This is a genomic window from uncultured Caulobacter sp. (assembly GCF_937900395.1).
In the GTDB taxonomy this organism is placed as follows: domain Bacteria; phylum Pseudomonadota; class Alphaproteobacteria; order Caulobacterales; family Caulobacteraceae; genus Caulobacter.
The window spans coordinates 1-19,306 of record NZ_CALCDX010000099.1 but is presented as its reverse complement, the minus strand read 5'-3'; the positions used below and the strand labels follow the sequence as shown (position 1 = coordinate 19,306).

The window sequence follows — 19,306 nt, the reverse complement described above, 5'->3', positions numbered from 1 at the left end:
GGTTTACGTTCCACATCCTGGCCCGGCCGACGAAAGCCGAACGGGCAGAATGCGTTGTGCGAAGTTGACGAGCCCGTCAACCCCGCTTCGAAGCCGGATATGGGGGATAGCCAGCGGGGTGCAAGACCATAACCCCTCGGGACAAGGGGGAATCTGGCGTATCGCGATAGAAAAATGGCCGCACCCGAGGGGCGCGGCCACTGAAAGTCTTGAACTTTTAGGGTCTTGTGTCGCTAGCCGGCCTTGGCGACCCAGGCGGTGATGGCCGGCAGGCGATCCTGGCGGATCTTGGCGCGGTTCAGCACCGAGGCGGCCGCCTTTTCGGCTTCCTTGCGCGAGCCCTCGGCCAGATTGGCCGCGGCGTAGGCCTTGATCTTGTCGGCCATGGCCGGGTTCGACGAGCCCGAGCCCAGGCCCGGGATGAACCGGGTGCGCGAGCTGGAGTCGACCTTGGCGTTGACGGCGTCCTTGTTGGCCACGGCCCAGTCAAAGGTCATGTCCGGGAACTCGCCGGCGACGCGCGAAATCATGTTGCTGGACAGGGTTTCGCCGGGCTCGGACGTCAGGGCCAGCTCCAGAGCCTTCTTGGCCAGAGCTTCGTCCTCGGTGGAGGCCAGCAGCATGTAGAGCTGCGACTTGACCAGTGGGGTCTTCTCGGCCTGAGCCTGGGCGCGGATGGCGTCCCAGGTCGCCGCGTCGGCCTGCCTGGCCACCACGTTCAGGATCGTCTTACGCAGCGGACCAGGGATGGCGCTGGGGTCGGTCTTGTCGGCGTTGAAGCGGCGGATGGCCTCGGCCGCCACCTCGGCGTCGCCCAGACCGCCCAGCGTCCCGATCAGGTTGGCGCGCAGGATGGCGATGTTGTCCGGCTCGCCGGCCTTGGCGGTCCAGCCGACCGCGGCCAGCAGCGGACGCAGCTTGGCGATCGCCAGCTTGCGGAACGCGGCGCGCTCGGCCGGCATGCCTTCATAGTAGGCGTCGATGGTCGAATAGACGCCGGCGATCTTGGACAGCACCTGCGGGTCGGCGTCGGCCGGCGTGGCCTTGGCCAGGTCGAGGAAGTCGGTGGCGGGCTGATAGCCGGCCAGGCCCATCGACCAGGCGTCGCTCATCACGCCCAGCTGGTCGATCGACGGCAGCTTCGCGAAGTTGGCGACAATGCCCGAGAAGCGCTCGGGGCCGTACTGAACGCGGAAGTAGCCGTTTTGGCCGGCGTTGACGACGACCGGGCCACAGCCCTGGACCGTCACCGAGCCCTTGCCGCCGGTGACCAGGGTCTTGGCCTCGCCGCCGCCCAGCGCCTTCACGGTCACCGGCGTGCGCCACAGGAGCGGCTTCTTGTTCGGCATGTCCTTGCTGAACTCACCCTGAGTCAGGGACAGGGTGGTGTTGCCGGCCGCGCAGGTCGCGCTGTCGACGGTGATCAGCGGCACGCCGGGCTGCAGGGTGAAGTCGTGGGCGATCGCCTTGATCGGCTTCTTGGCCGCCGTCTCGACGGCCTGCCACAGGTCGTCGCTGACCGTGTTGCCATGGGCGTGCTGCTTCATGTAGGCGCGCACGCCGTCACGCCAGGCGTCGTGGCCGACATAGCCTTCCAGCATGCGGATGACGGCCTCGCCCTTCTGATAGGTGATGCCGTCGAAGGCCTGGCTGGCCTGCTCGACCGTCTCGACGTGCTGGACGACCGGGTGCGTAGTCTGCAGGGCGTCCAGGCTCATGGCGTATTCCCGGCCGCCGACGGCGGCGAGCGCGGAGTTCCACTCGGGGTGGAAGTGCTCGGTGGCTCGGCCTTCCATCCACGAGGCGAAGCCCTCGTTCAGCCACAGGTCATCCCACCAGGCCATGGTGACCAGGTCGCCGAACCACTGGTGAGCCATCTCGTGCGCGACGGTCGTGAAGACGTTCTGCTTGTCCCGCTCGGTCGAGATCTTCGGATCCAGCAGCATCGCGTACTCGAAGTAGAAGATCGCGCCCCAGTTTTCCATGGCGCTGAAGAACTGGCTCTGGCCGGGGGCGGCGATGTTGTCGAGCACCGGCAGCGGATAGGGCGTGCCGAAATAGTCGTTGTACCAGGGCAGGATCTTGGCGGCCGACTTCAGGGCGAACTCGGCTTTCGGGGTGTCGCCCTTCTTGGTCACGACGCCGACGTCGACGCCGGCCGCCTTGACCGAGGCGCGGTCGAACTCACCCAGGCCGAAGAACAGCAGGTAGGTCGACATCTTCGGCGAGGTCGCGAACCTCACGACGGTCTTGCCGCCGCCAATGTCCTTGGACGAGGCGATCGGCATGTTGCCCAGCGCCATCTGGCCGGTCGGGATCGTCGCCTCGACGCTGTAGGTGGCCTTGTAGAAGGGCTCGTCCCACGACGGGATGAAGCGGCGGGCGTCCGAGTTCTCGAACTGGGTGTAGAGCGCCCGCTTCTTGCCGGTCTCGGTCTCGTAGTCGAGGGCGAACAGGCCCGCGGCCTGGGTGTAGATCTTGCCCGCGTAATCGATCGACAGGACGTACTTGCCCTTGGGGAGCGGCTTGGCGAACGTGAAGCTGGCCGTCTGGGCCTCTTCATCGACCTTGACCTTGGCCGCGCCCACACCCGCGATCTCGGCCTTGTCGAAGGTCAGATCGGCGGCTTGCAAGGTCACCGTGCTGGTCGGCTCGACCACCTCGATCGAAATCTTCACCCGCGCCCTGAAGCTCAGCTTGTCGGCGTCGGGGGTGAAGGCCAGATCATAGTGCGAGGGCCGCACGTTGCGCGGCAGCTGGGTGGTGACGGTGGCGAAGGTCGCGCCCTTCGAGCCAGCGGTCGCGACCGGGGCGGCGGCGGAAGCGCCTCCCGCGGCCAAAAGGATCACGGCCGCGGCCGCAGAGGACAAGAGACGACGCATGTTGGCTTCCAGATTGGAAATTTCATCCGGCCCCCTCAGCCGGCGGCGCAAACCAACACCTTCCGCCCCTGCGTCGCGCGTTAATAATCCGTAATGTTGCAGCCGCTGTCCGTCACGCCGGGGTTCGACCTCTGGCCCAGCCTCCTGGACCTCGAAACCCAGAGGGCGTTGGTCGCCACCATCCTGGAGGCCGCCCAGACGGCGCCGTTCGCCCAGTACGAGACGCCGCAGGGCAAGGCGATGAGCGCGGCCATGACGGCGTTCGGGCCGCTGGGTTGGGTCAGCGACCGGACCGGCTATCGCTACGCCGACCGCCATCCGGGAACGGATCAGCCCTGGCCGGCGATGCCCGACGCGCTGCGCGATCTGTGGGCGCGGCTGGGCGATCCCGAGACGCCGCCGGACTCGTGCCTGGTCAATCTCTATCGCGGCGACGCTCGAATGGGCCTGCACCAGGACCGAGACGAGGCTGACCCGCGCTTTCCGGTGCTATCGGTCTCGCTGGGCGACACGGCGGTGTTTCGGATCGGCGGGACCAGCCGCAAGGACCCGACCCGGAGCCTGCGCTTGAGCTCTGGCGACGTCTGCCGGCTTTCCGGCCCCGCGCGCCTGGCCTTTCACGGCGTCGACCGCATCCTGCCCGGCTCGTCCAGCCTGGTTCCCGGCGGCGGCCGGATCAACCTGACCCTGAGGCGGGCGCGCTGACCCCAGCAAAAAGGCCGCCCCTTGCGGAGCGGCCCTCTTGATATCGATGCCGGAAACCGCGGTCCCGGCGTCGCCCGGATCAGCCGCGCAGCTTGCGCGTTATGGTCTCCAGGTCTTGGCTGAGCGCGCTGTCCTCGGCACGCAGCGCCTCGATGCGGCGCACGGCGTGCAGGACCGTGGTGTGGTCGCGACCGCCGAAGCGACGGCCGATGTCCGGCAGCGAGCGGGTCGTCAGCTGCTTGGCCAGCCACATGGCGGCCTGGCGCGGACGGGCCACGGCGCGGTTGCGGCGCTCGCTGAGCAGGTCGGCCTGCTTCATGCCGTAGTGCTCGGCGGTGGCCTTCTGGATGTCGTCGATGGTGATGCGCTTTTCGCCCGACCGCAGGTGCGGACGCAGGATCGCCTGGACCTCGTCGAGGGTCATGCGCGACAGCCCTTCCCCGGCGCGGGCCGACAGGGTGTTCAGGGCGCCTTCCAGCTCACGGACGCTGTCGGTGAAACGGTCGGCCAGGAACTGCAGCACGTCCGGACGCATGGTCGGCTCGAAGCCATGGGCGGCCGACAGGGTCTGGATCTTGCGCTCCAGGATCCCTAAGCGCAGCGAACGGTCGGCCGGCTCCAGGCCGCAGACCAGGCCCGCCGACAGGTGCGAGCGCAGGTGGGCGTCCATCTCGGTCATGGCCGACGGGGGACGGTCGGCCGAGAACACGACGCGGCGGCCTTCCTCGACCAGGGCGGTCAGGGTGTGGAACAGCTCTTCCTGGGTCGACTGCTTGCCGGCGATGAAGTGGACGTCGTCGATGATCAGCAGGTCGGCGGCGCGCAGCTCTTCCTTGAAGGCCGCCGTCTGGCGATCCATCACGGCGCGCACGAACGTCGACAGGAAGCGCTCGGCGGTCAGATAGACCACGCGCTTTTCCGGCGCGTTGCGCATGGCTTCCCAGGCCAGAGCGTTCAAGAGGTGGGTCTTGCCGAAGCCGTAGGGGCCGTGGAACAGCACGGGATTGAAGTGGCCGTCGGCCCAGTTGGCGATCCGGCGCGCCACGGCGTGGGCGAACTCGTTGGCCGGACCCGGGACGAAGGTCTCGAAGGTGAAGCGTTCTTGCAGCCCCTGGGTGCGGGGCGACTTGGCGCTGGTTGGGGCCACGGCGGGGGCGTCGGTCGACACCGGCAGCACGATCTCGAACGGCTCGGCGACGGCGGCCGGCTTGGCGGCGGCCTCGACATAGGCGCCGGCCAGGGCCTCGAACTCCAGACGCGACTTCAGATCGATGCGACGACCGGTCGCGTCGTTGGCGGCCCACAGCTCGCCAATGCGGCGCCAGGCGCTGCGACGGATCCAATCGCGGGCGATGCCCGTCGGAGTCACCAGGACGATGTCACCAGCGGCGGCCTCGCGCAGAACGGCGGGCGCGATCCAGGACCCGAAGGCCGCGTCGCCCAGCTCACGTTTCAACGCCACGCACACCTTAGACCAGACGGCCGTCGCGGGCTCGCAAGCCGCCGCGATCGCCGCCGAGAAGTCCTGGCTGGCCACCCCACCCTTCATCGTCATTCGTCCACCGCCTCGCAAAAAAAGTAACCGCCGCATACTTTCAGCCGCCGCCCCCCATGGCGTGCGACCGGTACCCTCAACGCACACAGGTTCTTACTCGGCGAACACGATCGGTCCGCCGCCGCCTTGTTTTTCCAAGACTGGAGAAGCGTTGAGACGCTTAAACTAGCCAGCGGCGGAGGCGGGTCAAACGGAAAACTTGCGTCCGGTCGCGGATATTTCTGTTGACTCGCGAGAGGGCCTCGCCCCGCAAGGGAATACCCGTAAAGGGGCCCCAGATCACAGTTTGCAACGTCAGGAAAAGGCCGATTGATTCAAAGCAAAAGCCGGCCAGGAAACCCTGACCGGCTTTCGTAAATACTTGAATTCGCTCGACGAACGGCGTTCGTCCAGAATCTGGACTAGGCCGCGGCCTTATCCAGCTTCTTCAGGCGGGCGGCCAGGCGCGAGACCTTGCGCGAGCCCGTGTTCGGATGAACCACGCCCTTCGAAACGGCGCGCATCAGTTCCGATTGCGCTTCGACGAAAGCGGCCTTGGCGACGGCGACGTCACCCTTGGCGATCGCGTCTTCGAACTTGCGCAGGAAGGTGCGCACGCGCGAGCGGCGGGCGGTGTTGACTTCGGTGCGGCGAGCGATCTTGCGGATCGCTTTCTTGGCGCCGGGATTATTGGCCATGGATCGGACCTTCAAACGGACAGCCGCGCGGGCGGCCGCGAAGCAGGGAAAACAGAGCGCGCGGATATACGGGAAGCGGCGCCCGGGGTCAACGGTCCACAGGCGGATTCCTGAGGACCGGAACGACGCAATCGTTTCGAGCCCGATCACATCCCCTTGAAGCTTGGCTTTCGCTTCTCGACGAAGGCCGCCATGCCTTCTTTCTGGTCTTCGAAGGCGAACAGCGAGTGGAAGAGGCGCCGCTCGAGCGCGACGCCCGTCGTCAGGGTCGTTTCGTAAGCGGCCTCGACCAGTTCCTTGTTCATCGCGACGGCCAGCGGCGACTGGGCGGCGATCTTGGCCGCGACGGCCAGGGCCTCATCCACCAAGCTGTCGGCCGGGAAAATCCGCGAGACCAGTCCCGCGCGCTCGGCCTCGACGGCGTCCATCATCCGGCCGGTCAGGATCATGTCCATGGCCTTGGACTTGCCCACGAGGCGCGTCAGGCGCTGGGTGCCGCCGATACCCGGGGCGACGCCGAGGGTGATCTCGGGCTGGCCGAACTTGGCGGTGTCGGCCGCCAGGATGAAGTCGCACATCATCGCCAACTCGCAGCCGCCGCCCAGGGCGTAGCCGGACACCGCGGCGATGATCGGCTTGCGGCACTGCTCAACCGCCCGCGCGCCGGCGGTGAAGAAGTCCTGCTTGAACATCTGGGCGTAGGTCTTGTCCGACATCTCCTTGATGTCGGCGCCGGCGGCGAAGGCCTTGGCCGAGCCGGTCAGCACGATGCAGCCGACGGCGTCGTCGGCTTCCGCCGCCGCCAGCGCTTGGGCCAGCTCGCCCAGCAGCTGGGTGTTCAGGGCGTTCAGCGCCTCGGGACGGTTCAGGCGGATCAGGGCGACGCCGGGGGCGCTGTCCGGCGCCTCGACGATCAGGGTCTGGTAATCGGCCATCGGGGTCTCCTGAAAGGTTGGCGCTTTTATAGAGGGGTCGGAGCGGTTGGGGAGCCCTGACGTCGCGTTAGCCATGGGACGACCGCTTCACGCGGCTGACCGCTGAAGGGATGGAAAGGGACGCGGAGCGCCGGAGGGGGCGAACTGGAGGTCGGCCGAGCTAGCCCCCTCCGACCCTCTGGGCCACCTCCCCCGCATCGCGGGGGAGGATCTTGGATTGCGCTCGCCCCCGCCCATCAGGAAACCCGTCCCCCGCGACGGGAGCCATCCTTACATCTCACGGCGAGACGATCGCAGGGCTGACCGGGTTGCTCAAGGACGACGCTCCGCGTCGCCGCCGCGCGGCCGGCCGGAGGCCGGTCCTCGACCAACCCGCTCAGTCCTGCACGCTGCAGCCTCCAGGAGATGTAAGGTTCGGACCGACCTAGGGAGGTCGGCTTACGACCCTAGTCGGACTCTAGCGCTGCGGTTAGCTTCCGGCATGGTCAAGTTCTGCAAGCCTCTTGTTCTCGGCTGTGTTGTCGTCCTGGCGACGGGGAGCCACTCGACGGCCGCCTCGCCACCCTCGCGTGATCGGTGGTCTCTGACGTGTGTCGCCGGTAAGGACGAGTTCGCGTCAAACTGCGAAGCCGTTCGGCGCACAACGAGTTGGCGGGTCGAAATCAGCACTGGCGATAGCCAGCTATTCCTCGCTGTCAAAGCGGCGGCTTGCCCCTCGGAGGAAGAATTAGAGTCGTGGTGGCGTGATGAGCTGACGGCTCTGAGTGCGACTAGGCGCGCAGCCAAGCTCAATCAAGCGCTCGAACGAATGAGCCGGACGCTACGTCAGAAATGTCCCAGCGCTCCATCGAAAGGACCTAACCTCCATGGAGCTCCTGACATCGCTGTTCATGGCGACCCGTAGCCAAGGTCCGCTAGCCACCCATTGCAGACGTTCAGGCCGTCCGCTGGATCTGCTATCCAGCGCCTCGCCCCCTACTCCGCGTACAGCCCCAACGCCTCTAGGCACAGCTCCAACCCCGTCACATCCCGCAAAGGATCGTGCGTCACAATCACGAACAGCCGCCGGGCCTCGCCCCACAGCATGACCGTCTCGGGAAGGCCGTGGTCCTCGATCTGGCAATCGTCGGCGTCGCGCCAGACGCGGTTCTCGTCGAGACTGGCGCCCAGCATCTGGTCGACGCGCGCGACGTATTCGGCCTCGATCTCGCTGGCGACATTCAGATAGGCGAAGATCGGCCGCCCGAGCCCCGCCAGCACGCCGGCCTCGAACACGGCGGCGGTGTCGGCCGAGGGACCTCGGAAGGGCGTCAGGTTGACGATTCCGGCGTCGGCCTGGCGCAATTGCGCCATGCGGGCGGCGTAGAACTGCCGGGCCGCCAGTTCGTCGCCGCTCTCGCCCGGGGGCATGACGGCCGGAGTCAGGGGCTCGAACCCCGCGTCCAGGCACAGCGCCCGCTCGCGGGCGGCCTGGGCGTCGGAGTCGGGGAGCCAGACTTGTGGGCCGGCCAGCCATAGGGAACGGACAGGACGCATGTGCCTTACGTCTGGTCCCGAGGCGCCGCTGTCAATGTTGGCGTTCAATGTTTGTCGGAAGGCTGAATGACGTCCATCGCGCGAAGAACCCTGTTGGCCGGCGGTTTCGCCGTCGCCGCCGCGTCCCTCGCTCCCGCCGCCCTCGCCGCCCCGGCCCAGCCCTGGCTGGCCTATGAGCGCCGCCTGCGCGGCCTGCTGGCCGATCCGCCCGGCGGCGACTTCGACGAGGATTTCGAGCAGACCCTGCTGGACCTCAATAATCTGATCCGTCGCCGCGAGGGCGCGCCGCCGCTGGCCTGGGATCCGGGGCTGGCGGCCGCCGCCCGCGCTCACGCCGCCGACATGGCGGTGACGGAACGCTTCGACCACCTGACGCGCGAAGGCTACTCTCCCGCCGGCCGCGTCGGCCTCTTGGCCCGCGACCTGGTCGGCGCGCCGGCCGAGAACATCGCCATGCGCCGCAACGCCGACGGCGCGGTGCGGCCCGACCAGATCATGAACCAGTGGCGAGACAGTCCCGGCCACCGCGCCAACCTGGTCGCCCCCAGCTTCACCCATGTCGGCTATGGCGCCTTGCGCCAGGGTCCTCGCGTCATCGCGGTCGGCGCCTATGCCGAGGTCGCCGCGCGCTTGGCGGCCCCTGCCCCGCTGCGCGTGCGCGGCCCGGACGAGATCGCCCGGGCCCTGTCGAACGCCGCCCCGCCGATCCGCCAGTTCTCGGTGTCCGAGCCGGGCGGCGAGGTGCTGACCATCACCTATGTCGAAGGCCGCCCGCCCAGCGTGCTGCAGCCAGGCGCCTGGCAGCTGCGGCCGCACCTGTCCTCGGGCGAGCACCGCTACCAGCTGGGCTGGGGGCCGGTGTTCGTCCTGGAATAGCGCCTCAGGCGACCAGCTCGACCAGCAGGTCGTCCAGCTGTTCGAATTGCATGGGGTAGCCTTGGGCCGAACCCTGCAAAGCCTCGTCGCACGCCGCCTTGCTGGGATAGAGCTCGCTCAGCGTCAGCAGCGTCTTGTCGCCCTGGTCTTCGAACGTGACCGTGGTCACCGACACCTCGCCCGCCTCCTCGTTGGTCCAGACGATGCGCGAGGGCGGGGTCACGTCGGTGTACGTGCCGAAGAAGGCCATGCTGTTGGCGGCGTCCAGCCCGAACTCCAGGCGATAGCCGCCGCCGGTGCGGACATCCATCTCGCAGGCCCGCAGCGGCACGCCCAGGGTCTTGGGAACCCACCAACGTTGGAACAGCTCGGGCTTGGACCAGGCCTCGAACACCAGGCGGACCGGGCCGTCGAAGACCCGGGTCACGACCAGCTCCCGGTCCGACTTGCGGGTCACGACCGTCTCATTCTTTCCGGACATCCTGGTCCTCCCTCTGCTTGAGTTCCTCGACAACCTCGTCCAGCGCGTCGAACCGCAGGGCCCAGCGCTGGCGATAGCGCTCGATCCACGCGGCCTCTTCCTCCAGCCCGCTCGCGGCGAGCCGGCAGGTGCGGACGCGCCCGATCTTTTCCGTCGTCACCAGCCCCGCCGCCTCCAGCAGCGCGACGTGCTTCTTCATGCCCGTGAGGGTCATCTGGAAAAGGTTGGCGAGCTCGGTGATCGACGCCTCGCCCCGGCCGAGCGCCTCCAGCACCCCGCGCCGGGTGGCGTCGGACAGGGCGGCGAACGAGGCGTCGAGGCGGGCGGCTGAATACTGAACCATTTGGTTCAGTTTATGCACGGAGAACGCCGTTGCGCAAGCCGCAAACGAAAAGCCCCCGGCCTGGGAGGGCCGAGGGCTTCGCGGGATTTAAGCTTTGGGTACTGAAGCTTGGGGTCTGCGAGGACCTTGGTTCTTGGCCGCGCGACGGCCGCCGAAACCGGCGACCACTTTCGGCTATCGCGCTCTTAGTTCTTGGCCTGGTCGACCAGCTTGTTCTTGGCGATCCAGGGCATCATGTCGCGCAGGCGGCCGCCGACTTCCTCGATCTGGTGCTCGGCCGCGCGGCGGCGGGTGGCCTTGAACGAGGGCTGGCCCACTTGGTTTTCCAGCATGAAGTCGCGGACGAACTTGCCCGACTGGATGTCCTCCAGCACGCGCTTCATCTCGGCCTTGGTTTCCGGCGTGATGATGCGCGGACCCGTCACGTACTCGCCGTATTCGGCGGTGTTCGAGATCGAGTAGTTCATGTTGGCGATGCCGCCCTCGTACATGAGGTCGACGATCAGCTTCAGCTCGTGCAGGCACTCGAAATAGGCCATTTCCGGCGCATAGCCGGCTTCCACCAACGTTTCGAAGCCGGCGCGGACCAGCTCGACCGTGCCGCCGCACAGGACGGCCTGCTCGCCGAACAGATCGGTTTCGCACTCTTCGCGGAAGTTGGTCTCGATGATGCCCGAGCGGCCGCCCCCGATGGCCGAGGCGTAGGCCAGGCCGAGGTCGAGGGCGTTGCCGGTGGCGTTGTGGTGCACCGCGATCAGGCACGGCACGCCGCCGCCCTTCTGGTACTCGCCGCGCACGGTGTGGCCCGGGCCCTTCGGCGCGACCATCAGCACGTCGATGGTGTTCTTCGGCTCGATCAGGCCGAAGTGGACGTTCAGGCCGTGGGCGAACAGCAGGGCCGCGCCGTCACGGATGTTGGGGGCGATGTCGTTCTTGTAGATCGCGGCCTGGTGCTCGTCCGGCGCCAGGATCATGATCATGTCGGCCCAGGCGGCGGCTTCGGCCACCGTCATGACCTTCAGGCCTTCGCCTTCGGCCTTCTTGGCGGTCGGCGAGCCGGCGCGCAGGGCGACGGCGACGTTCTTGGCGCCGGAGTCGCGAAGGTTAAGCGCGTGGGCGTGACCTTGGCTGCCATAGCCTACGATGGCGATCTTCTTGTCCAGGATGCGGGCGATGTCGGCGTCGCGGTCGTAGTAGACGCGCATGTTTTTTCTCCAGGACTGGTCGATCAGGGTCGCCCAACGCAACGGAAGAGCGACGAAGGCCGGGCGTTTGAGCGTTTTTTTGCCGTTTCGTCAAGGCAGAGCCGACAGAACGCCGAAATCCGGAAGCCTTCGCGACCCCGTTTTAGGCGGAGGTTCGCGGCTTCGCCATCACGGGGTGAAAAAACCCGCGCAACACGCGCGAAAAAGGGGCGGAGGATTGCTCCCCCGCCCCCTCACCCGACCTTTCGCGGATCACCAGAAGAGATCGCGCCAGACGCTCAGGACCTGACCGCTCCAGACATCGACCAGAATGGCGTCGTCGCCGACCCGCACCCACTCGCAGCCGATCGGCGGTTGCGGCAGGCCGTAGCGCCAGGCGTCGAGATAGTACGAACTGCCGTACCAACCGCCGGGCAGATAGTCGCCGAACGACCAGGTCCGCACGTACCAGCCGCGCGGATAGCGATAGACCGGCGCGCGATAGCGCTGCGGCGCGGAGTAGAACGGACGATAGGTATAGCGGTCGTAGCGCGGCCGCCCACGGTCGCGATCCCGATAGCGGTCGCGGCTGCGGTCGTTCCACTCCCAGCTGCGGTTGTCGTTCCAGCGGTAGTCGTTGCGGTCACGATCGCGATTGTCGTTCCAGCGACGGTCGTCGCGGTCGTGATCGCGATCCCGGTCCTGCCAGCCGGGGCGGTTGTTGTCGTTGCGGTCCCAGCCGCCCCGGCGATCGTCGCCGCCGCGGTTGCGGTCTCGGTCGCCGTCCGGACGCGCGGGCTGGGCCTGCTGAGGCTGTCCTTGCGGCCGCTGCGGGCGATCGCCCCGGTTCCAGCCACTGTCGCCGCCGGGCTGGCGCGGTCCGCGATCTCCCCAGCGGTCGCCTCGGTCGCCGCCGCGATCTGGCCGCGGCCCAGCGTCCCGCGGCTGCTGTTCGCGCTGCTGCTGTTGCTGCTGCTGAGCGACCACCGCCCCCGCCGCGCCGGCCTGGGCCGCGCCGGCCAGCAACGAAAGCGCCAGGGCGGTCGTGATCACACGTTTCATCTCTTGCTCCGAAGGGCCTTGATGGCAGGCCCGGGCTTGTCCCTTGATAGCAGTCTCGGACTCGCCCGATGAACCGAGCTTGAACATGGACGATGGAGACACGATGGCCGCGCATCCCAACGACATCGTCAGCTTCTGGCGCCATGCCGGCCCGGCCAAATGGTTCGCCAAGGACGCGGCCTTCGACTCCGCCATCGCGCTGAAGTTCGAGCAGACCCACTACCGGGCCTCGATGCGCCGCTACGACGCCTGGGCCGACACGGCCGAGGGCGCGCTGGCCCTGCTGATCCTGCTGGACCAGTTCCCCCGCAACATGTTCCGTGGCACGCCGCACGCCTTCGCGACCGACCCGCTGGCGCGCATGTTCGCCCGCGCCGCCATCGCCGCCGGCCACGACCACGATCCAGCGATCGAGCATACGCTCAGACCGTTCTTCTACCTGCCGTTCGAACACTCCGAGTCGCTGGTCGACCAGGAGTTCAGCGTCCAGCTGTTCGCCGGCCTGCAAGCCGACACCGGCGACGAGGAGTCGATGAAGTGGGCGCTCATGCACCGCGACATCATCGCCAGGTTCGGGCGTTTCCCGCACCGAAACGGAGGCCTGGGCCGCGAGACGACGGCGGCCGAGCAGGAGTTCCTGGATGAAGGCGGCTTCGCCGGGTGACGCGGCCGTAACTTTGCTTTGTAAAGTTTCGCCTGTACGAGTGCGTCCGCTCATTTGTTCGGGGAATGCCAAGATATGAAAGCCTTCCGCAGCGCGCTGGTCGTCGGCCTGGCGCTTTCCGCCATCACGCCCGCCACCGGCTTCGCCCAGGCCAAGGCCAGCAAGGGCCAGCAGCTGCAGACCCAGGCGTCCGGCGAAGTCCCGCGCTGCACGCGCAAGCTGGGCACGCTGTCGATCGTCGACGGAGACGATTCCAGCGGCTGGACCCAGTACAACCTCGCCTCGCCGCAGAAGGTGCTGCGCGCCATCGTCCAACGCTCGGGCTGCTTCAACCTGGTCGACCGGGGCGCGGGCCTGGGCGCGGCCCAGAAGGAGCGCGAGATCGGCGGCAACCTCGGCCTGCAGCGCGGCTCGAACGTCGGCCAGGGCCAGGTCAAGGCGGCCGACTACGTGCTGGTCGCCGAGGTCCAGGGCAGCAACAGCAATGTCGGCGGCGGCGCGGTGGCCGGCGCCATCGGCGGCCTGATCGGCGGTCGCGTCGGCGGCCTGGTCGGCGGCATCAAGACCAAGAAGCTGGAAGCCAACACCGTCCTGTCGCTGACCAATGTCCGCACGACCGAGACCATGTCGGTGTCGGAAGGCTATGCGGTGAAGAACGACATCGGCTGGGGCGCGGGCGGCGGCCTCGGCTTCGCCGGCGCGGTCGGCGGCGGCTACGAGGACACCGACATCGGCCGCATCGTCACCCTGTCGTTCATCGACGCCTATTCGAAGATGGTCGGCGATCTGGGTCTGCTGTCGGAAGGCGGTTCGGCCGCCGCCGCGGCGCCGGCCAAGACCTTCACCGCCCAGCGCCCCGTCGCCCTGCGCGCGACCCCCGTCGCCGGCGGCAAGCTGATCCGCACCCTGCCCGCCGGCGCCATCGTCTATCCGACCGGCAAGCAGCAGGAGCTGTGGTGGGAAGTGGCCGACGAGAACGACAACGTCGGCTGGGTGCTGAACACCGGCCTCGCGCCGAGCAAGTAGGGCCCTTCCTGGTCCCAAATCTTGTCATCCCGGAAGCCTCGCAGAGGCTATCCGGGACCCAGGGGCCAGACGCGGTGAGGCCGCCCCTGGGTCCCGGCTCTCCGCTACGCTGTGGCCGGGATGACACTTTGATTTTGGACAAGATACCCACAAGAATTTGTGCTCAAGCTCCACCCGATCGCTATGGATAGTGTTAGGGTTTAGGTCTGCCTGCGGAGTGAGGCCATGACCACCGCCGTCCTCGACGCCCCGAAAGCCGCTGCCGACCATCCCGAGCGGCAGTATCTGGCCCTGCTGGCCGACATCCTGGAGAACGGCGTCCAGCGCGGCGACCGCACCGGCACGGGCACGCTCGGCGTCTTTGGCCGGCAGATCCGCTTTGATCTTTCCAAGGGCTTCCCGGTCCTGACGACCAAGAAGCTGCACCTGCGCTCCATCATCATCGAGCTGCTGTGGTTCCTGAAGGGCGACACCAACATCGCCTATCTCAAGGACAATGGGGTGCGCATCTGGGACGAGTGGGCCGACGAGAACGGCGACCTTGGCCCCGTCTACGGCAAGCAGTGGCGCTCGTGGGCCGCTCCGGACGGCCGCGTCATCGACCAGATCAGCAATCTCGTCGAGAATCTGAAGACCAATCCCAGCAGCCGTCGCCACATCGTCTCGGCCTGGAACCCGGCCGACGTCGACGACATGGCCCTGCCGCCCTGCCACTGCCTGTTCCAGTTCTTCGTGGCCGACGGCAAGCTCAGCTGCCAGCTCTATCAGCGCAGCGCCGACGTGTTCCTAGGGGTGCCGTTCAACATCGCGTCCTACGCCCTGCTGACCCTGATGGTCGCCAAGGTCGTGGGCCTGCAGCCGGGCGAGTTCGTCCACACCTTCGGCGACGCGCACCTCTACCTGAACCACCTCGACCAGGCCCGCGAGCAGCTGACCCGCGAGCCCTTCGACTTCCCGACCATGACGATCGCCGACAAGCGCGACCTGTTCGGGTTCGAGTACGAGGACTTCAAGCTCGAGGGCTACCAGGCCCACCCGCACATCAAGGCCGAGGTCTCTGTTTGACCTGGGCGACGGATCGGCTGGATCAACTCGCCTCGGGCGACGCGATCCTGCCGCCCGTCGTCCAGACCCTGAAGCTGGGCGCGCTGGACGCCTGGGGGCCGGGCTGGGCCAGGAAGACCTGGCAGCCCTCGCCGGAGCTGCTCAACGGCGATGGCTCAATGTTCGGCGGCTATCTCGCCGCCCTCGCCGACCAGATCCTGGCCTTCGCCGCCATGACCGCCGCGCCGGCCGACGCCGCCTTCCGCACCAGCAATCTGAAGATCGACTTCATCCGTGTCGGCAAGGCTGAGCCGCTGCGCCTGGAAGGCCGCGTCGTGGCCCAAACGAAGTCGATCATCCACGTCGAGGCCGACTTCTTCCGGCCCGACGGCGAACTGATCGCGCGGGCTAGCGCCCAGCAGATCATCACGCCTTTCGGCGTCTCCTAAGGCCTCAACACGATCTTCCCCGCCAGTTTCGCGGACTGCAGCAGCGTCTGAGCCTCGCCGGCTTCGGCCAGCGGCAGGACCTTGGCGATCGTCGGCTGGATCGCGCCCTGCCCGATCAGGTTCAGCACCTGGGCGAGGTCCTGGCGATACGCCGCCGGCCGGGCGTTGCGCCATGACGTGACGTTGTAGCCGACGACGCCGCGGCTTTCGCTGAACAGCTTCAGGGCCGACAGCCGATCGGCCAGCAGCATCTTCAGCATCGCCCCCGGCCGCGCCTTGCCGCCCTTGGTCGCGTCGTAGCCGCCATAGAGCACCGCCGTCCCGCCATCGCGCAGGGCGGCCAGCGACGCCGCCTTCAGATGCGGCCCTCCGACATGGTCGAAGGCCGCGACCACGCCGCCGCCGGAGATCTCCACCGCCCGTTCGGCGACGGCCTCGGCGCGATAGTCCACATGCACGCCGCCCTTGGCCTCGACCTCGGCCCGCTTGCCCGCCGAGGCCGCGCCCACCGCCTTCACGCCGGCCAGGAGCGCCAGGTCGAGCAGCAGGCCGCCCACACCGCCCGCCGCGCCGTGGACCAACACCCACTCGCCGGCCACGGAGCCGGCGACGCGGTCGAACATTTGCCAGGCGGTCAGGCCGTTCAGCACGCCCGCGACCAGGGCCTCGGCCGGCGCGTCCTCGGGCGCGGCGACAAGCCAGCGGGCCTCGACATTGCGGCGCGTGGCGTATGAGCCTGTGACCGTCAGGGCCGCCACGCGCTGGCCGACCTGGACGCCCTCGACGCCCGGCCCCAGCGCCTCGATCCGGCCTACGAAGTCGTAGCCCGGAGTCACCGGCGCCTTCACGCCCGGATAGAGGCCGGTGCGCATGACGATGTCGGCGAAGGCCACGCCCGCGGCCTCGATCGCCACGCGGGCCTCGCCGGGGCCCGGCGCCGGCAGTTCGACCTCGCGCCCGCGCAGGACCTCAACCCCGCCTGTCCGGGCCATGTGCATCTCGAACGCCGTCGCCGACATCGCGCCCTCCCCGATCTTCGTTCGTTGGGAACGAGAGTGATCAACGTTCAGATTTCGATCAAGCCATGGCGCGCCAGGCCGGCGCCCGCTAATCATGGCCCATGACCCTGCCCACCCTCGCCCTTGTCGTCGCCCGCGCCGCCAACGGGGTGATCGGTCGCGACGGCGACCTGCCCTGGCGACTGAAATCGGATCTGGCCCTGTTCAAGGCCAACACCCTGGGCAAGCCGATCATCATGGGCCGCAAGACTTGGGACAGCCTGCCCCGCAAGCCCCTGCCCGGCCGCATGAACGTCGTCCTGACCCGCGACCAGAGCTTCGAGGCCGAGGGCGCGATCGCCTGCGAGACCTGGTCGGAAGCCGTCCAGATCGCCAGGGAGCAGGCCGCCGACGATGGGGTCGACGAGGTCTGCGTGATCGGCGGCCGCGCCCTGTTCGAGCTGGCCCTGCCCAAGGCCAGGCGGCTCTATCTCACCGAGGTCGACGCCCAGGTCGACGGCGATGTGCATTTCCCCGTCTTTGACGAAAACGCCTGGACCGAGGTCCGCCGCGAGACGCACGCCGCCGGCGACGGCGACGACCACGCGTTCGTGTTCCGGGTCTTGGAGCGCCTCTGACGGAACACGCCTAGACTGTAAACCCGATCGCAACGACGACCTGCGATACCCACCCAGGGTAGGGGAGCTAATCTTGATCGCGGCTATCCGAATTCCGTCGCGCGACGACCAGACTGTGCGGATCGCCGGCCTCTTGGCGGCCTTCGGGGGGTCCATCGTCTTTAGCCTGTTCCTGGCTGGAGCGACCCACAACCTGCCGTCGATCTGGACGGCCAACGCCGTGGTCATCGCGGGCCTGCTGACCCTGAAGGGCAAGGCGCGATGGATCATGCTGGCGCTGGCCGGCGTCACTCATGTCGCCATCGAGCTGATCGCCGGCGTGCGCCTGTCCTTCATCGTGCTGGTGGTGCCGCAGGACCTTATCCAGAACGTCCTTATCGCCTGGAGCCTGGAGCGTCTGGGCCTGACCACCCAAATGCGCAGTCCATGGGGCCTAGCCCGCCTGACCGCCGCGGCCGCGGTGCTGGTTGTCGTGTTCTCCACCATCACCACCGTCAGTCTGGCGCTTTCTCGCGGCAAGCCCATGTGGAGCGGCTGGGCCGACTGGATTCCGCCGAACGTGCTGGGACTGTTCCTGGCGATGCCGACCACCATCATGCTGATGGACCGCCGTCACAAGCCGATGTTCCCGGCGTCGGCCTGGCAGATCGCCATGCTGACGGCCCTTGTGGTCGTCAGCGCCGTGGCGATCTTCACCTGGGATCCTGGCTTGCAGGCCCTGCTGTTCGCCCCCGCCATGCTGGCCGTGTTCCGAGGCGGGCCGCGCGCGGCGGCGATCCTGGTCATCGCCTCCTTGGCCGCCTCGATCCCCGCGGTCCTGCATAGCGTCGGCATCGACCGTCACGCGGCGCTGAGCCCCTTGCGCCACACCGTGATCTTCCACCTCATGCTGTTCGCCGTCTGCCTCACCGCCGCCATGATCCTGGAACGGCAAAAGCGCCTGCAGGCGCTGTTGACGCGAGGCCGCGACGCCGCCCGCGACGCCCAAGCCAGCGCCCAGGCCGCCAACAAGGCCAAGTCGGAATTCCTGGCGACCATCAGCCACGAGATCCGCACGCCGCTGAACAGCATCCTGGGCTTCGCCGACCTCGTGGCCGGCGACCCCGGCCTTTCGCCCGACAGCCGCCGACGCCTCGACCTGATCAATCGCGCCGGCCGCTCGCTGGTCGAGATCATCAACGACCTCCTGGACTTCTCGAAGCTTGAGGCCGGCCGCATGGAGCTGGAAATCGTCGAGTTCGACCCGGTGGCCACGGTCAACGAGGTGATTCACGACTCCGGCCAGCCGTTCGCCATCGTGCGTGCCGTACCTACCGCGGCGCTCAATCGCAGTCGTTACATGCTGCTGGTGTTTACCGACGGCCGCACGGCGGAAGAGCGCGCCACCGAAGCCGCCGAGGCCCAGGAGGCCGCCGATCGCGAAGCCGAGGCAATGACATGAGCGACGCTGATGACCTGCGCCTCCTGACCGCTGTGGAGGCTGCGGCGATCCTCAATGTCGACGTGAAGACCCTGCGCGTGTGGAAAGTGCCAGCGATCCCCACGCCGGGCGGCGGCAAGCGCTACACGCGAGCGATGCTGCAGGAATGGCTGGCCGAGCAGAGGAGGACAGCATGGCCGGAAAACGCAAGCAGCAGCCGATCCCAGGGGAAGCCTATCTCACGCGGCGCCCCGGCTCGGACCATTTCCAGATCGCATTCACGATCGACGGTCATCGAGTTCGAGAAAGCAGCGGGACTTCGGACAAGGTAGCCGCCGCCGCCCTGGCGCAGAAGCGCTATGAGGAGGTCTGGCGCGAGATCAAGCTGGGCGAGAAACCCAAGCTGGAAATGACCCTCAACGATGCCTTTGTCCGGTTCTGGACGGAAAAGGCTAGCAAGACCGCGCACGGGCAGACCGGGCAGCGCTACCACATGAAGGTTCTGCTCCAGGCCCTGGGCCGCAACACGCTCCTGAGCGCCCTGGACGACCGCGCGATCAACGAAGGGGTCCAGGCCATGCAGACCCGCAAGGCCACCCAGGGGCGCCCTGAGACGCTGAGCGGGGCCACGGTGAACCGCTATCTCGCCACGCTTCGGCTGGTCTGCAAACGCGCCAAGGATGTCTGGAAGGCCGAGGTCGGCGACTGGTCCTATGGCGAGCATCGGCAGGAAGAGGCCAAGCATCGCGAGGTCTTCCTGACCCATGAGCAGGCCCGGGCGCTGGTGGATGCCGCAGTTCCGCATCTGAAGCCGATCCTGATGCTCGCGCT

Annotated in this window: 19 protein-coding genes and 1 pseudogene; 10 read left to right on the top strand and 10 right to left on the bottom strand. The window is 67.7% G+C overall.

From position 1 onward, the window contains the following. Positions 1 to 233 precede the first annotated feature (233 nt). Positions 234 to 2,882 (bottom strand): M1 family metallopeptidase, encoded by a 2,649-nt coding sequence (locus tag Q0379_RS08465; RefSeq protein ID WP_299007037.1) that lies wholly within the window; start codon positions 2,880 to 2,882, stop codon positions 234 to 236. A gap of 93 nt (positions 2,883 to 2,975) precedes the next feature. Between Q0379_RS08465 and Q0379_RS08460 the strand changes: the two genes are divergently transcribed. Continuing rightward, entirely contained in the window at positions 2,976 to 3,587 is a 612-nt protein-coding gene (locus Q0379_RS08460) for an alpha-ketoglutarate-dependent dioxygenase AlkB (protein ID WP_299007035.1), read from the top strand. 79 nt (positions 3,588 to 3,666) lie between these two features. On the opposite strand, the gene dnaA is transcribed toward Q0379_RS08460, so the two are convergent. From dnaA to Q0379_RS08445, 3 genes are all read right to left on the bottom strand, one after another. Then, positions 3,667 to 5,142, bottom strand: a complete 1,476-nt coding sequence (gene dnaA, locus Q0379_RS08455; RefSeq protein WP_299007032.1) for a chromosomal replication initiator protein DnaA — start codon at positions 5,140 to 5,142, stop codon at positions 3,667 to 3,669. A 401-nt stretch (positions 5,143 to 5,543) separates the two neighbouring features. Then, positions 5,544 to 5,819 carry a 30S ribosomal protein S20 gene (gene rpsT, locus Q0379_RS08450; RefSeq protein ID WP_004617408.1) on the bottom strand — a complete coding sequence of 92 codons (276 nt, stop codon included), beginning with the start codon at positions 5,817 to 5,819 and terminating at the stop codon, positions 5,544 to 5,546. A gap of 146 nt (positions 5,820 to 5,965) precedes the next feature. Continuing rightward, a complete protein-coding gene (locus Q0379_RS08445) occupies positions 5,966 to 6,754 on the bottom strand; it encodes an enoyl-CoA hydratase (RefSeq protein ID WP_299007026.1) in 789 nt (262 codons plus the stop codon). Between the two features lie 274 nt (positions 6,755 to 7,028). On the opposite strand from Q0379_RS08445, the pseudogene Q0379_RS08440 reads away from it, so the two are divergent. After that, a pseudogene (locus Q0379_RS08440) lies at positions 7,029 to 7,118 on the top strand (hypothetical protein); the annotation flags it as partial. Between the two features lie 611 nt (positions 7,119 to 7,729). Here Q0379_RS08440 and Q0379_RS08435 read toward each other — a convergent pair. Continuing rightward, positions 7,730 to 8,290 carry a nucleoside 2-deoxyribosyltransferase gene (locus Q0379_RS08435; RefSeq protein WP_299007024.1) on the bottom strand — a complete coding sequence of 187 codons (561 nt, stop codon included), beginning with the start codon at positions 8,288 to 8,290 and terminating at the stop codon, positions 7,730 to 7,732. A gap of 66 nt (positions 8,291 to 8,356) precedes the next feature. Between Q0379_RS08435 and Q0379_RS08430 the strand changes: the two genes are divergently transcribed. Beyond that, on the top strand, positions 8,357 to 9,166 hold the full coding sequence (locus tag Q0379_RS08430; RefSeq protein ID WP_299007021.1) for a CAP domain-containing protein: 810 nt from the start codon (positions 8,357 to 8,359) through the stop codon (positions 9,164 to 9,166). A gap of 4 nt (positions 9,167 to 9,170) precedes the next feature. Here Q0379_RS08430 and Q0379_RS08425 read toward each other — a convergent pair whose 3' ends face one another. The 4 genes from Q0379_RS08425 to Q0379_RS08410 form a co-directional block, all read right to left on the bottom strand. Then, on the bottom strand, positions 9,171 to 9,647 hold the full coding sequence (locus Q0379_RS08425) for an SRPBCC family protein (protein WP_299007017.1): 477 nt from the start codon (positions 9,645 to 9,647) through the stop codon (positions 9,171 to 9,173). Next, complete coding sequence (locus Q0379_RS08420) at positions 9,631 to 9,990, bottom strand: metalloregulator ArsR/SmtB family transcription factor (protein ID WP_299007014.1); 360 nt, start codon at positions 9,988 to 9,990, stop codon at positions 9,631 to 9,633. The genes Q0379_RS08425 and Q0379_RS08420 overlap by 17 nt, the downstream gene beginning before the upstream one ends. 185 nt (positions 9,991 to 10,175) lie before the next feature. After that, the gene (gene ilvC / locus Q0379_RS08415) at positions 10,176 to 11,195 is read right to left on the bottom strand and encodes a ketol-acid reductoisomerase (RefSeq protein WP_299007011.1); all 1,020 of its coding nucleotides are present in this window, start codon (positions 11,193 to 11,195) and stop codon (positions 10,176 to 10,178) included. 252 nt (positions 11,196 to 11,447) lie between these two features. Continuing rightward, on the bottom strand, positions 11,448 to 12,236 hold the full coding sequence (locus Q0379_RS08410; RefSeq protein ID WP_299007008.1) for an RcnB family protein: 789 nt from the start codon (positions 12,234 to 12,236) through the stop codon (positions 11,448 to 11,450). 103 nt (positions 12,237 to 12,339) lie between these two features. Between Q0379_RS08410 and Q0379_RS08405 the strand changes: the two genes are divergently transcribed. The 4 genes from Q0379_RS08405 to Q0379_RS08390 all read left to right on the top strand — a co-directional run bounded on the left by Q0379_RS08405 (position 12,340) and on the right by Q0379_RS08390 (position 15,419). Continuing rightward, a complete protein-coding gene (locus tag Q0379_RS08405; protein ID WP_299007006.1) occupies positions 12,340 to 12,900 on the top strand; it encodes a DUF924 family protein in 561 nt (186 codons plus the stop codon). Positions 12,901 to 12,975: 75 nt separating this feature from the next. Beyond that, the gene (locus Q0379_RS08400; RefSeq protein ID WP_299007004.1) at positions 12,976 to 13,926 is read left to right on the top strand and encodes an SH3 domain-containing protein; all 951 of its coding nucleotides are present in this window, start codon (positions 12,976 to 12,978) and stop codon (positions 13,924 to 13,926) included. 225 nt (positions 13,927 to 14,151) lie between these two features. After that, positions 14,152 to 14,991: a thymidylate synthase gene (locus Q0379_RS08395; RefSeq protein ID WP_299007002.1), complete on the top strand. Its 840-nt coding sequence runs from the start codon at positions 14,152 to 14,154 to the stop codon at positions 14,989 to 14,991. Next, positions 14,988 to 15,419, top strand: coding sequence for a PaaI family thioesterase (locus Q0379_RS08390; RefSeq protein ID WP_299007000.1), 432 nt, complete (start codon positions 14,988 to 14,990; stop codon positions 15,417 to 15,419). The genes Q0379_RS08395 and Q0379_RS08390 overlap by 4 nt, the downstream gene beginning before the upstream one ends. Here the strand turns inward: Q0379_RS08390 and Q0379_RS08385 are convergent. Beyond that, complete coding sequence (locus Q0379_RS08385) at positions 15,416 to 16,438, bottom strand: zinc-binding dehydrogenase (protein ID WP_299006998.1); 1,023 nt, start codon at positions 16,436 to 16,438, stop codon at positions 15,416 to 15,418. The genes Q0379_RS08390 and Q0379_RS08385 overlap by 4 nt on opposite strands. A gap of 101 nt (positions 16,439 to 16,539) precedes the next feature. On the opposite strand from Q0379_RS08385, the gene Q0379_RS08380 reads away from it, so the two are divergent. From Q0379_RS08380 to Q0379_RS08370, 3 genes are all read left to right on the top strand, one after another. Beyond that, positions 16,540 to 17,055, top strand: a complete 516-nt coding sequence (locus tag Q0379_RS08380; protein WP_299006996.1) for a dihydrofolate reductase — start codon at positions 16,540 to 16,542, stop codon at positions 17,053 to 17,055. Between the two features lie 73 nt (positions 17,056 to 17,128). Beyond that, complete coding sequence (locus tag Q0379_RS08375; RefSeq protein ID WP_299006994.1) at positions 17,129 to 18,496, top strand: histidine kinase dimerization/phospho-acceptor domain-containing protein; 1,368 nt, start codon at positions 17,129 to 17,131, stop codon at positions 18,494 to 18,496. Between the two features lie 172 nt (positions 18,497 to 18,668). Then, a partial coding sequence (locus Q0379_RS08370) for a hypothetical protein (RefSeq protein WP_299006992.1) occupies positions 18,669 to 19,306 on the top strand: 638 nt, incomplete at its 3' end.